The sequence below is a fragment of the Streptomyces sp. NPDC030809 genome, assembly GCF_055572195.1.
Genome location: NZ_JBVIDV010000007.1, coordinates 85,288 through 97,886, shown reverse-complemented (window position 1 = coordinate 97,886; position 12,599 = coordinate 85,288). Strand labels below are relative to the sequence as shown.

Below are 12,599 nucleotides of genomic sequence, written 5' to 3'. Positions count from 1 at the left end.
GGTGCTCACTTCTTCGTGGAGGGGGCGGGGTGGGAGGGGGATGCCAGGGCGTGCGCGTAGACGTCGAGCAGGCGTTCGGCGCTGTGCGCGATGTCGTAGCGGCGGACCACGGGCGGCGGGGGCAGCCGGCGGGGGCCGGCCTCCTGCTGCGCGCGCAGCGCGGCCACGAGTTCTTCGGTGGAGGTGCCGATCCGGCGGGCCCCGGGGGCCTGTTCGGCGGGCAGGTCGTCGATGGCGGGGCAGGTGACGTGCAGGACGGGCAGCCCGGCGGCGAGGGCCTCGACCACGGCCAGCCCGAAGGCCTCCTCGCGGGACGGGGAGACGAACACGTCCATCGCCGAGAGCAGCGCGGGGATCCCCGGGGTGCGGCCGTCGGCGCTGTCGCCGAGCGGGTCCCGCTCCCCCAGCAGGTGGATCCGGCCCTCGGCGCCGAGCTCGGCGGCCAGCCGCCGCAGCGCGGCCCGCTCCGGCCCGTCCCCGGCGATCACGAGGTGCGCGCCGGGGAGTGCGGCAACCGCCCGCACCAGCACGTCGAAGCGCTTGCCGGGCACCAGCCGGCCGACCCCGCCGACGACGAACGCGTCCTCGGGCAGCCCGGCGCGGGCCCGGGCGGCGGCCCGCGCCCGCGGGTCGAAGCGGAAGCGGACGGCCTCGATCCCGTTGGGGACCACGTGCACCCGGGCGGCGGGCACCCCCCAGCCGCGCAGCCGCGCGGCGACCGTGTCCGAGACGGCGATGGTGGCCGCCCCCAGCTTCTCGCTGGCCAGGTAGAGGGTGCGGACCCCGCGGGTCAGCGCGCGGCCCTCGATCTCGGCCTCGCCGAGCGAGTGCTCGGTGGCCACGGCCGCGCCCACCCCGGCCAGCCGGGCGGCGATCCGCCCGTACACGCAGGCCCGGTACAGGTGGGTGTGGACCAGGTCGTAGCGGCCGCTGCGGATGAACGACACCAGGCGGGGCAGGGCGCGCAGATCCCGGTTGCCCTGCATGTCGAGGTGCACCACGCGGACCCCGTCGGCCCGCAGCCCCTCGGCGACCGGGCCGGGGTTGGTGAGGGTGACCACGTCGCACTGCACGGGCAGGTGCCGCAGCAGCAGCCGCAGCTGCTGCTCGGCCCCGCCGATGCCGAGCCCGGTGATCACGTGCAGGGCCTTCACGCGGCGGCCCCCCGTGCGTATTTCACCCGGTGGCGCAGCTGCTTCACGCGCAGCCGGGCGGCGCCGTCGGCCTGGCTGATGTGGGTGCGCGGCATGGCGTACGCCCCGCCGAGGCGGCCGGGCCCGATGGCGCAGGCGTACGCGTACCCGGCGGCGCGCGTGGCCTCGACCACCCGGCGGTCGATGGTCCCGTACGGGTAGCAGAAGCCCTCCGGGGCGCTGCCGGTCAGCTCGCGCAGCAGTTCGCGGCTGCCCTGGAGCTCCTGGCGCAGCACGTCGTCGGGGAGCTCGGTGAGGTGCTGGTGCAGCAGGCCGTGCGAGCCGATCTCCTGCCCGGCGGCGGCCACTTCGCGGATGCCCTCGGCGGTGAGCAGCGGCTTGCGCGGGCCCAGCGGGTCCCACACGTTCTCCGCGCCGAGCCGGCCGGGCAGCACGAAGAGGGTGGCGGTGCACTCGTGGCGGCGCAGCAGCGGCAGGGCCTGCACGAGGAAGTCGGTGTACCCGTCGTCGAAGGTCAGGCCGACCAGCCCGGCCCCCCGGCCGGCGGCGCGCGCGGCGCGCAGCTCGCGCACGGACACCCCGCGCAGCCCGCGGGCGCGCAGCCACAGCAGCTGCTGCTCCAGGGCCCGGGGGGTGACGGTGATCCCGTACGGGTCCTCGGCGGGGTCGGTGAACTCGGAGACCGAGTGGTACATCAGCACCCAGGGGGTCCTGGGGGCGCGGGCGGGTGGCGCGGGCGGGGCGCCGGCTGTCGCCGTCTCAGCGGACATGACGGAACCTCTGGGTGATGAGGGCGGGCAGGGCGGTGACTTCGAGTGCGCGTATGGCCATGCCGGTGGCCCCGAACATGGCGGGCACGAGCAGGGCGCCGAGGGCCGTGCTGAGCAGCGGGTTCGGGATCATCGGACCGGCCAGCCAGCCCGTGCCGCAGGCCGCGGCGGCGGCCACGGCGAGCCGGCCGATGCTGGTGGCGACCCGGCGGACCTGGATGGCGATGACGCGGGAGCCGAGGCCGTGGAGCAGCAGGGCGGCGGTGGTGGAGATGCCGGCCGCGTTGGCGGCGGCGATCCCGTACGTGCCCCACCAGTCCACGGCGAAGGCCCCCGCCACGATGTTGATCAGGAGTCCGGCGGCCATGGCGGCCATCGGGAACCAGGTGGGACTGGCGGTGGAGAAGAAGGGCCTGCTGAGCGCCCCGACCAGGCAGTGCCCGAGCAGCCCGACGGCGTACACGCGCATGACCCCGGCGGTGGCGAGGGTGTCGGCGTGGGTGAACGCGCCGCGCTCGAACAGGATCTGGATGATCTGCGGGGCGTAGCCGATCACGAGGGCGGTGCCCATCAGCACGGCGAGGGAGGCGAGGGCGAGGTCCTGCTCCACCCGCCGCCGGGCCTTCTCGCGCTCCCCGCCGGCCATGGCCTGGGCCACCACCGGGAAGGTGACGGTGCAGATCATCAGGGACAGCACCATCGGCATCTGCGCGACCTTCTGCGCGTAGTTGAGGTGCGAGATGGCCCCCGGCTCCAGGGAGGCGGCGAGGAAGCGTTCGACGAGCACCTGCGACTGGCGGCAGACGGCGAAGACGATGACGGGGGCGAGCATGCCGAGCGCGAGGAGGGTGGGCCGGTCCCGGTCGCGGGCGTGCCGGTCGGCCCGGCGGGGCCGGGGAATGCCGAAGCCCACGTTCCGCAGGAAGCCGGGGAGCTGGACGAGGATCATGAGCAGCCCGCCGACGGCCACCCCCGCGGCCGCGGCCCGCACCCCCCACACGGTGTGGAGGGTGAGCATGGTCCCGATGATCCCGACGTTGTACGCGACGTAGATCGAGGCGGGCGGCAGGAAGCTGCGGTGGGCGCGCAGGGCGGCGCTGAAGTACCCGGCGATCCCGAAGGTGAGCACGGTCAGGGCGGTCAGCCGGGTGCACTGGACCGCGAGTTGGGGATCGGGCAGGCCGGGGGCGAGGACGGCGACCACCAGGGGCGCGGCGACCACGAGGACGGCGGCCACGCAGGCGAGGACCACGGCCAGCCGCGGCAGGGTGGCCCCGACGAGCAGCCGTACGGGGTCCTGGGCGCGCGCCTCCCGGCGGGTCAGCCCGGCCCGGCCGGCCGCCCGCCGGGCCAGGGCGTGGCTGAAGGCGGGCACCATGAGCAGTGCCATGGCGTCCTCGATCAGCAGGGTGGAGGCCATCTCGGGCACGGTCCAGGCGATCAGGAAGGCGTCGCTGTCGTGCCCGGCGCCGAAGAGGTGCGCGATGGTCTGGTCCCGCAGCAGTCCCAGCACGGCTCCGGCCGCGGTCATCACGGCAGTGACCGCGGCCGCTTTGGCGAGGAACCGCCCGAGCGGGGCCGGGGCTTCCGGCTGCCGCTCGGGCTCGGGTTCGCGGGGTGGCACCGGGGGCCGGCCCAGCTCCTTGAAGGGCAGGACCGGGCCCGCAGGCCCGGAGGGCTGCGGGCCGGGCTTTCCCGGCGGGCGGCCCGCGCGCGGGCTCCCGGGCGGCCCTCCGGGCAGCCGGGTCCCCATCGCGGGCGTCGTGTCGGTCACCGCGCGGGCGCTCCTTCGAGGGTGTCCCGGGAGCTGAGGGCCCACCAGCCGGCCAGGCCGATGATCACGCCGGTGAGGACGGTGGAGGGGCCGCCGATGTCGGCGTACAGGAAGTCGGTGAGCTGCCAGATCAGCAGGCCGGTGGCGACCAGCCCGCAGTCGCGCATCCGGCGGGCCGCGGGGTCGGGCGCGAGGAGCCGGCGGACCCCGGCGACGAGCAGGGCCGCCCAGCCGCCGGCGAGCGCGGTCAGCCCGATCAGCCCCTGCTCGCTGAGCACCAGCAGGTACATGTTGTGCGGGGAGAGCAGCGGCTGCTTGACGAAGGCCTGGCCGGCGCCGGCGGTGTCGCTGCCGGCGGACAGGCCGATGCCGGAGTGGCCGTCGCGGTGGGCGGGGAAGCCCTTGAGGCCGACACCGGCGGCCGGGCGCTCCTGCCACATCGTGCCGGCGGCGGCCCACATCGTGTACCGGTCCACGACCGACTGGTCGGGGGCGCTGCTCACCTGGGTGATGCTGGTGAGCCGCTCGGCCATCATCGCGGAGCCCACGCCGAAGCCGCCGACGAGCACGACCCCGGCGGCGGTGAGGGCGGCGAGCACCACGGCCGCCCGGCGGATGCCGGTCAGCAGCATGAGGACCACCCCGGCCCCGGCGGTCGCGATCCACGCGCCGCGGCTGAAGGAGAGCACCAGCGGCACCACGAGTACGAGGGCCCCGGCGGTGGCCGCGGTGCGCAGCCGCCGGGAGACGGTGCCCTCGGGGGCCAGGGCCACGCCGGTGGCGGCGATCAGCCCGTACGCGACCACCGTGGCCATGCCCATGACGTCGCCGGGTCCGAAGGTGCCGACGGCCCGGATGTCCTCGCCCTGGTAGGAGGCTCCGGTGTGGGTGGCGTACTGGACCACGCCGACCGCGCCCTGCACCAGCGCCAGGACGAAGAAGCAGCCGGCCGCGAGCCTGAACTCGCTCCGGTCGCGCACCAGCAGCACCACGGCGGCCGGGACGAGCACGAACACCTGGAGGTAGCGCACGAAGCCGGGCAGGGCGGCGTACGGGTCCCCGGCGGTGGCGGTGGCCACGGCCAGCCCGGCGGCGGGCCCGCCGAGCACCAGCGCGGCGAGCGGGGTCAGCGGCTGCACCCGGCCGCGCAGCGCCTGCAGGGCGCACACCGCCACCAGCAGCAGCGAGGCCGCGTCGGCGGGGGTCACCTTGCCGGAGGCGGTGGCGTCCCCGGCGGGCAGCGGCAGCAGCAGGAGCAGGACGGTGGCGGCGAGCGGCAGCAGCGGCCAGTGGCGGCGGAGTGCGGTGAGGGCGGGCAGCGGGAGCGCTGCGCCGGGTGCGAGGCTGCTCATGGTCAGCTGCCTCCCAGGCGGAAGCGGAAGAAGGAGGCGGCGGTGCGAGCCAGGATCCACAGGTCCTGCCACAGCGACCAGGTGTCGATGTAGTGGTTGTCGAAGCGGGCCCGGTCCTCGATGGAGGTGTCCCCGCGCAGGCCGTTGATCTGGGCGAGGCCGGTGATGCCGACGGGCATCCGGTGCCGGGCCTCGTAGCCGGGGTGCACGCTCGCGAACTTGGCCACGAAGAAGGGGCGTTCGGGGCGCGGTCCGACCAGGCTCATGTCACCTCGTACGACGTTCCACAGCTGGGGCAGCTCGTCGAGGGAGGACTTGCGCAGGAGGCTGCCGACCAGGCTCATCCGGTGGTCGTTGGCGACGGTCCAGCGGGTGGCGGACTCGTGCTCGTTCTCGGGGCGCAGGGTGCGGAACTTCAGCAGGGTGAAGGGCCGCCCGTAGAGGCCGACGCGCTCCTGGCGGAAGATCACCCCGGGCCCGTCGGAGAGCCGGACGGCGAGTGCGCACAGGCCCATCACGGGCGCCGCGAAGAGCAGTGCCACGGAGGCGAGCACGGTGTCGATGAGCCGCTTGGCCAGCCGCTCCACCGGGCGCGCGGGCCGCGGCAGCATCGCCTGCACGGCGAAGCCCCACAGCTGGTCGTGGGGCTGGGCCACCCGCATGCCGGTGACCTTGGCGGTGCCGGCCGGGTCGGCGAGCCAGAGCCGGCAGCCGTGGTCGTGGAAGAGCCGGACCAGGGCGGCGGTGCGCTCGTCGGCCTCGGGCGGCCGGGTGAACACGGCCTCGCGCACGGAGTTCTGGATGACCGCCCGGCGCACGTCCTCGTGGGTGCAGAGCACCGGCAGCGCCCCGCCGGGCTCGCCCTCCGGGGCGGGCCCCGGGTCCGCGAGCCCGACCGGCCGCAGCCCGTACTCGGCGCGCCCGTGCAGCGCTGCGGCCACCGCCCGGGCCCCGGCGCCGGTGCCGACCACGAGGGCCGAGCGCGGGCGGCGGACCGCGGAGCGGCGGCGCAGCTGGTGGACGGCCCCGCGGGCGGCGCAGGTCAGCACGGTCTGGAGGGCGACGGCGGTGGCGAGCGCCTGCCAGCCGAGGGCCTGGCCGGGCAGTGCGGCGGCGACGAGGGCCGCGGCCGTACACCAGAGCACCACCGAACGTCCGAGCAGCGCGGGGAGTTCGAAGAGCGCGGACGGGGAGAGCCGCGGCCGGTAGAGCCCCGCCTGGGCGTGCAGTGCGGCGAGCCCCACCGCGAGCGGGGCGGCCGCCTCCCGGGGCCAGTCCAGCCCGGGTGCGGCCGCGGCGGTGAGCAGGGTGGCGAGGGCATCGGCGGTGATCAGGGGCAGGACGAGGGACCGGCGGCGCACCCGCTGCGGGCGGACCGCGGGCCGGGCCTGCTCGGCCTGCGGCCCGCGGGGCGGGTGGATCGAGGTCACCGAGGGGCGGAGGGCGGTGCCTCCGGCCGGGGCGGGGCCGGGGCCCTTCCGCAGGGTGCTGCGCGCCTTCCGCCCGGTGTGCGGAGCGTGTGCGCTCTCCATGGTCATCGGCTGTCGTGCTCCTCGGTCAAGGGCCGGGGCCGGCCCAGCAGTTCGTGGTACAGGCCGGTGACCGCGGCCGCGGTGCGCCGCACGTCGAACTCCGTACGCGCGTGCTCCTGGGCCTGGCGCCCCAGCGTGTCGAGCAGCCGCGGTTCGGAGAGCAGCCGGCCCAGCGCCTTGGCGAGGGCCGTGGGGTCCTCCGGGGGTACGAGGCACAGCTGCGCCTGACCGGGCGGCAGGCTCTCGCGGGCGCCGCTGACATCGGAGACCACGACCGGCCGGCCGCAGGCCATCGCCTCCAGGGGGGCGAGTGCCATGCCCTCCCAACGCGACGGCAATACAACGAGATCGGCGGCCTGAAGCCACGGCCTGATGTCGGTGGCGGCTCCCGCGAAGAGGACGCCCGGCGGGGCCGAACGGCGCAGCCGCTCGCCGTCCGGCCCGTCGCCGACCAGCACCAGTCGGGCGGTCGGGGCGTGCGCGGTGACCTCGGGCCAGGCGCGCAGCAGGACGTCCTGCCCCTTCTGCTGGCACAGGCGTCCGACGCAGACGGCCAGCGGGCCCTGCGGGGAGGACTGGGACAGCAGCGGCAGGGCGGCGCGGGCCACGGCCTGCTCCTCACCGCCGCCGGGGCGGAACCGTTCGAGGTCCACCCCGTTGCGGACCACCGCCCAGCGGGCGGCGATCCCGGCGGCTTCACCCGCCCGGCGCTCGGACTCGCTGACGCACAGCACCCGGTCGGCCCAGCGGGCCCCGAGCCGCTCCCAGCGCAGGGCGAGGGCCGCGGTGGTGCCGCCGACGGCGTCGAACGACCAGGCGTGCGGCTGGAAGACGGTGGGCAGGGCGCCCCGTACGGCGAGCCGGCCGGCCAGCCCGGCCTTGGCGCTGTGGGCGTGCAGCAGGTCCGGGCGGATGCGCCGGACCAGGCGGCCGGCGCCGAGGACTTCGGAGGCCAGCGCCGGTCCGGGGGCCCGGCCGGCCCGCCAGGCGTGCACCTCCGCCCCGGCCTCGCGGGCGGCGGCGGCGAGTTCGCCGCCGGGCGGGCAGCCCACGACGGGCCGCAGTCCTTCCCGTGCCTGGGCCCGGACCAGGTCCGTGACGACCCGGGCGACCCCTCCGTCCACGGGCTGGACGAGGTGGAGGACGGTCGGCCGGTGCCCGGCCGGCGCGCTGCTGAGCTGGTGTGAGTCCGACTGCACGAGGAGTGATCTCCGTACGTTCAGCGGCGTGCGTCTGCCTGTACGAAGAGCACGCCGAGGAAATGTCCCTGACTTTCGGCCTCGAACCCGAAATTCAGGCTGCGGGCCCCGCTGGACAGCGCGGGAGCGAGATCGAAGACGTCCGCGTCGTATCCGAGGCTGTTCATGTGTTCGGGCTGCCGCTTGAAGGCAGGTCGGCCGAATTCTGTGATAGTAGAATTCATCACATCATTGAACGGGTTTTCGGCATCGCTGAGGTTCACGCGCCTGCCGCTGTCCGCCGTGACGGAGAGTGAGTCCCCGAGGGCCCCGCGGTCCCCGTCGTAGCCGACGATCCCCACCTTCCCGCCACCGCCGGCGGGCACGGCCATCCCGTCGAGCCGCAGCGCCAGCCCCGGCCCCCGGGTCCGGCCCGCCTCCCGGTCGGCGTCCTCCCCGCCGGGGTCCGCACGGCCCGCGAGCGGCTCGAAGCCGTCCCACAGCGACAGCTCGCGCAGCGGCTCCTTCTCGTGCTCGTACGCGGCCACGAGCGTCCAGCCGCCCCAGGCGCCGACCTCCGACTGGCCCATCGCGATGTTCAGCTGGGCCACCGTCCACACCCCGGCCCCGCGCGCCTGCACCAGGGCGGTGACGTCCGCGGAGGCCTGGTAGGCGTCGCTGCCGCCGCCCGTGCGGTGGCCGATCCGGGTGTCGGCCAGGACCTCCTTGTACTCCCCGCCGGGCTCCGCCACCAGGACCCGCCCGTTGTCCTCCGGCGGCTTCTGCTCGCCGACCCGCAGGTTCCCGCCCCAGTAGAGCCGTGCGTACGTCACCTTGGCCCCGGCCGGGACGCGCAGCTCGGCCCGCGTGGAGTTGTACGTGTTCGGGTCCTTGTCCAGGTCGCTGTAGAACATGTCGAACTCGCTGTTGACCCCCGCCGCACCCCGCTTGACCTCACGGCAGGACTGCGAGTCCTGGTCGGCCCGGCGGCCGCAGCTGATGCCCGAGTTGGAGGCGCGCACCAGCCCGCCGTGCTGGACGGCGTGGTAGCGCTGAGTGAAGGGGAGCCGGGCCGACTCCCCCGGTCCGTCCGCCGCGGGGACGGCCGCCCGGGCCGTCGGAAGGGCCATCGAAACTCCGAGGCAGGACAGTGCGGCAAGTGCCCGGAAAGCGGTGCGCCCGGTCGACTTCACAGCCTTCGACATGTCCCGGCCTCCATTTTTGATCAAGGCGTCAAAACAGGAGTGCACTTTGTCAGAAATCGGGGTGGAAATCACGCCGGACTCGCGCGTACGGCCTTTTGGGCGATCGTGCGCACCCTTGCGCACGGCGCGTCGTTAAGGCCGGGCACCAGGCCCCGGACGAAAGGAAATACGGAGATGAATCCGGATGTCCTGAGCCGCGGCCCGCACCGGGTTCCGGCGGCCGGGCCGGCGAACGCGTGTGGCAGCGCCGCGCGCGCGTGCGCCCTGCCGGACCCCGCGTCCGGCTCCGCCCGCGGCGGCAAGTAGCCCGCCGGACAAGGCACTTGTCCACGAAGGCGACCGTTCGAGCACCCGCCCGGGCTGCTCCGCCGGCGCCGCCAATCGGGTGAACACACGCAACCCAAACCAGCGGCCGGACGTTGATCCGGGTGCTCCTGTACCGGGCAATCCTGCAGAAAAGGGACGACAGTGATCAAGAAGATGATGGCCACGGCGGTGGCCGCGGCCTCCGTCGTGGGCATGGGCGCGACGCAGGCTATGGCTATCGGGAACGACGGCGGGGTCACCACCGTCAACGGCAACGGTGCCGCCCAGGTCTACGGCAACCAGGCCACCTACGGGCACATGAGCCCGCAGATGGCGCTGATCCAGGGCTCGCTGAACAAGCCGTGTGTCGCCCTGCCGGCCAAGGTCAACGCCCAGTCGCTGGTCGCTCTGCTCAACGTCGGTGTCCAGGACATCCCGATCCTGTCCGCGCCGCAGACCCAGCAGTGCACCGAGAACAGCACCCAGGCCAAGGGCGACGAGCCGCTCTCGCACATCCTGGACAACATCCCGATCCTGTCCGGCAACGTCTCCGCCGGCAGCTGAGCCTCCGGCTCCCCTCACCCGAGGCCGCCGCACCCTCGCGGGTCGCGGCGGCCTCGTCGTATGGAATTCCGAATTCCGAGCACTTCCGGAACCCCGGAAAAAGATCTCGAAAAAACGCTACGCCGGTCCCGGAATTCCTCCTCGGGGGCATTGGGGTGAAATCCTCCGACCTCCCCTGCAAAACCCGGTTTCTTTTCCCCTCCGGACTCGTTCTCATACTGCAGCGGTGTCGACGGACAGAAAACTGTGGGCGCACCACGATGGTCGTGCGTGCGACGGCATCCACCACTGCGGGAAGGATTGAAGAAAATGAAGTACACGAAGGCAGCCGCGGTCACCGCGGGCGTCCTGATGGCCGCCGGTGCCGCCACCCCCGCCATGGCCGACTCCGAGGCCATGGGCAAGGCCGCCCACTCCCCCGGCGTGCTCTCCGGCAACCTCGTGCAGGTCCCGGTCCACATCCCGGTGAACGTCTGCGGCAACTCGGCCAACCTGATCGCCCTGCTGAACCCCGCGTTCGGCAACGTCTGCGTCAACGACTGACACAGCGACGCGTCTGCGCCCGCAAGGGCAAACCTCCTCGGGGTGGCCTCGGAGTGCACGGCGGTGCACTCCGAGGCCACCTTGAATTCCAGCGCCGGCCAGGGAGCCGGCAGACAGGGAAGGACCCATGCGACAGGTACTGAGCCGACAGGTGCTGAGCAAGGGGATGCTCACGGCCGCGGCTGCGTCGAGCCTGCTGTCCCTCGGGGCGGGTGCGGCGTTCGCGCATCCCGGCGCCACTGCCGAGGCCTCGCACTCCCCGGGCGTGCTGTCCGGCAACAGCGTCGCGGTACCGGTCACGGTGTCCCCGAACGTCTGCGGCAACAGCATCGACGGCGTCGGGATGCTCAACCCGGCGATGGGCAACAACTGTGCGAACGTCACCTCGCACGAGCCCCGCGGATACGGGCACGGCTACGACTACGAGCGCTACCTGGAGCCGGGCACCGCCCGCGACTACGAGCGCTACCTCGCCGACCGCTACCCCCCGCGGCACGAGCAGGAGGCGCGGCACGAGGACCGCCACGAGGACGAGGGCGGCTACGGCGGCCCCCGCGGCCACCGGCCCGCACCCCGCCACGCATCCCCTCCCCGCCACGAGCCCGGCCCCGGCTACGGCTCCGAGGAGGAGGAGTGCGACGACCACGCGGGCCCGCCGGCGCACCACACCGCTCCCGCCCCGCGCCCCCGGCCGCACCACGCGAAGCCCGGCCCGGCGCACGCCAAGCCTGGGCCCGCCCACGAGGCCCCGCCCGCGCCCAGGCCGCACAAGCCCAAGCACGCCAAGCCGGCCCCGAAGCCGCAGCCCCACCCGCACCCCAAGCCCCACCCGAAGCCGCAGCCGGAGGCGAAGCCGGCCCCCGCCCCGGTGGTCCACGAGGCCCCGCCCGCCCCGGCGCCCGCACCGAAGCCCGCGGCCGAGCCGGTCCACGAGGCGCACACCCTTCCGGCCCCGGCCCCGGCACCCGTCCCGGTGCCGGAGGTGAAGCCCCCGGCCCCCGCCCCGGTGCCCGCCGAGGTCCCCGAGCCCCGTCCCCGCCGCGGGCACGTGGAAGAAGAGGCCCCGGCGCCCGCCCCGGTCGTCCCCGCCCCCGCCCCGGCGCCCGCGGCACCGGAGGCCGTGCGTCCCGCCCCGCAGGCTCCGGAGGTCCCCGCGGTCCCGGAGGCCCCCGCGGCCCCCGCGGCCCCCGCGGCTCCGCAGGCGGACCAGCCCCCGTCCGGGCCCAACGAGGACCGGCCGGTCTCCCTGCCGCCGGCCGCGCCCGTCCCGGCCCCCGGCGGCCCGGCCGTCACCCCGCTCCCGGCGCCCGCTCCCGCACCGGCGCCCGCCCCGGCGCCCCGGCCGGCCGCGGACGTCCCCGTCCTCGCCGAGACCGGTGCGGGTGAGCCGCTGACCGCGGCCGCGTTCGGTGCCGCGATGCTGCTCGGCGGAGCCGTTCTCTACCGCCGTTCCCGTATCTCCGTTTGATCGGAAGAACGGCCATCCGAAAAACGGCCGGAGAATCCCCCGTACGGATTCTCCGGCCGTTTGCCGTTCCGACGTCCGCAAGAAAGCGCGAGGGGTGGAGTTTCCGGGGCGGACGGGGCTCGTTACCCAGGACGAAAGCGGCGCACCGGGCGCCGCTTCGGGAAAGGGATTCGAAATGAAGTTCTCGAAGGTCGCCGCTGTCGTCGCGGGTTCGGTGGCGGTTCTCGGCGCCGGTGCCCCCGCCTTCGCCGCCGACGCGGCCGGCGCCGTCCCCATGAGCCTGAACGGGGGCGCGTTCGAGGTGGCCGAGGCCGCGGCACCGCTCGGCGAGAACCTCGGCGGACACCTCATCAACGCGTTCGACGAGCAGGGCTCCGCCGTGAACACGGCCGTGGAAACCGTCGGGGACGTCAACAAGGCCAAGAACGACCTGCCGGCCGAGGCCCTGAAGACCGGCAACCTCCTGACCCAGGCCACCCCGCTGCTCGGCGGCGTGCACCTCAACGGCGGCCGCTGACCCGACCGCCGCCCGTACCCGGGTACGCAAGAGCCGTCCACGCCGAGGGAGTTGCCCCGGCAGGGACGGCTTTCGCGTACCCGGGTACGGGCGCACCCCGGCGCACGGGGCCGGCCCGTCCGGCCGTACACACGGCTGTGGGGGGGGGGGGGGGGGGGGGGGGGGGGGGGGGAGGGGGGGGGGGGGGGAGGAGGGGGGGGGGGGGGGGGGTGGGTTTGTCGCCGGGGGGTGGGGGA

The 12,599-nt window shown here is 75.0% G+C and carries 11 protein-coding genes; 4 read left to right on the top strand and 7 right to left on the bottom strand.

The genetic code is table 11. The features are described from left to right. Window positions 1-5 precede the first annotated feature (5 nt). The 7 genes from ACZ407_RS12020 to ACZ407_RS11990 are packed head-to-tail and all read right to left on the bottom strand — an operon-like array spanning window position 6 to window position 8,890. On the bottom strand, window positions 6-1,154 hold the full coding sequence (locus tag ACZ407_RS12020; RefSeq protein ID WP_468127739.1) for a glycosyltransferase: 1,149 nt from the start codon (window positions 1,152-1,154) through the stop codon (window positions 6-8). Then, complete coding sequence (locus tag ACZ407_RS12015) at window positions 1,151-1,924, bottom strand: polysaccharide deacetylase family protein (RefSeq protein ID WP_468127738.1); 774 nt, start codon at window positions 1,922-1,924, stop codon at window positions 1,151-1,153. Before ACZ407_RS12015 ends, ACZ407_RS12020 begins: the two co-directional genes overlap by 4 nt. Further along, entirely contained in the window at window positions 1,914-3,698 is a 1,785-nt protein-coding gene (gene murJ / locus ACZ407_RS12010; protein ID WP_468127736.1) for a murein biosynthesis integral membrane protein MurJ, read from the bottom strand. Before murJ ends, ACZ407_RS12015 begins: the two co-directional genes overlap by 11 nt. Then, window positions 3,695-5,050: an O-antigen ligase family protein gene (locus ACZ407_RS12005; protein ID WP_468127734.1), complete on the bottom strand. Its 1,356-nt coding sequence runs from the start codon at window positions 5,048-5,050 to the stop codon at window positions 3,695-3,697. Before ACZ407_RS12005 ends, murJ begins: the two co-directional genes overlap by 4 nt. Before the next feature lie 2 nt (window positions 5,051-5,052). Next, window positions 5,053-6,588, bottom strand: a complete 1,536-nt coding sequence (locus tag ACZ407_RS12000; protein WP_468127733.1) for a sugar transferase — start codon at window positions 6,586-6,588, stop codon at window positions 5,053-5,055. Next, on the bottom strand, window positions 6,585-7,781 hold the full coding sequence (locus tag ACZ407_RS11995) for a glycosyltransferase (RefSeq protein ID WP_468127731.1): 1,197 nt from the start codon (window positions 7,779-7,781) through the stop codon (window positions 6,585-6,587). The genes ACZ407_RS12000 and ACZ407_RS11995 overlap by 4 nt, the downstream gene beginning before the upstream one ends. Window positions 7,782-7,801: 20 nt before the next feature. Further along, complete coding sequence (locus ACZ407_RS11990) at window positions 7,802-8,890, bottom strand: DUF3344 domain-containing protein (protein WP_468127729.1); 1,089 nt, start codon at window positions 8,888-8,890, stop codon at window positions 7,802-7,804. A 543-nt stretch (window positions 8,891-9,433) separates the two neighbouring features. Here ACZ407_RS11990 and ACZ407_RS11985 point away from each other — a divergent pair. The 4 genes from ACZ407_RS11985 to ACZ407_RS11970 all read left to right on the top strand — a co-directional run bounded on the left by ACZ407_RS11985 (window position 9,434) and on the right by ACZ407_RS11970 (window position 12,363). Continuing rightward, complete coding sequence (locus ACZ407_RS11985; RefSeq protein ID WP_468127727.1) at window positions 9,434-9,835, top strand: rodlin; 402 nt, start codon at window positions 9,434-9,436, stop codon at window positions 9,833-9,835. 309 nt (window positions 9,836-10,144) lie between these two features. Beyond that, the gene (locus ACZ407_RS11980; RefSeq protein WP_468127726.1) at window positions 10,145-10,378 is read left to right on the top strand and encodes a chaplin; all 234 of its coding nucleotides are present in this window, start codon (window positions 10,145-10,147) and stop codon (window positions 10,376-10,378) included. Between the two features lie 127 nt (window positions 10,379-10,505). Further along, complete coding sequence (locus tag ACZ407_RS11975; protein WP_468127724.1) at window positions 10,506-11,846, top strand: chaplin; 1,341 nt, start codon at window positions 10,506-10,508, stop codon at window positions 11,844-11,846. Window positions 11,847-12,021: 175 nt separating this feature from the next. Continuing rightward, window positions 12,022-12,363, top strand: coding sequence for a hypothetical protein (locus tag ACZ407_RS11970; protein ID WP_468127722.1), 342 nt, complete (start codon window positions 12,022-12,024; stop codon window positions 12,361-12,363). The last annotated feature ends 236 nt before the right edge of the window (window positions 12,364-12,599 follow it).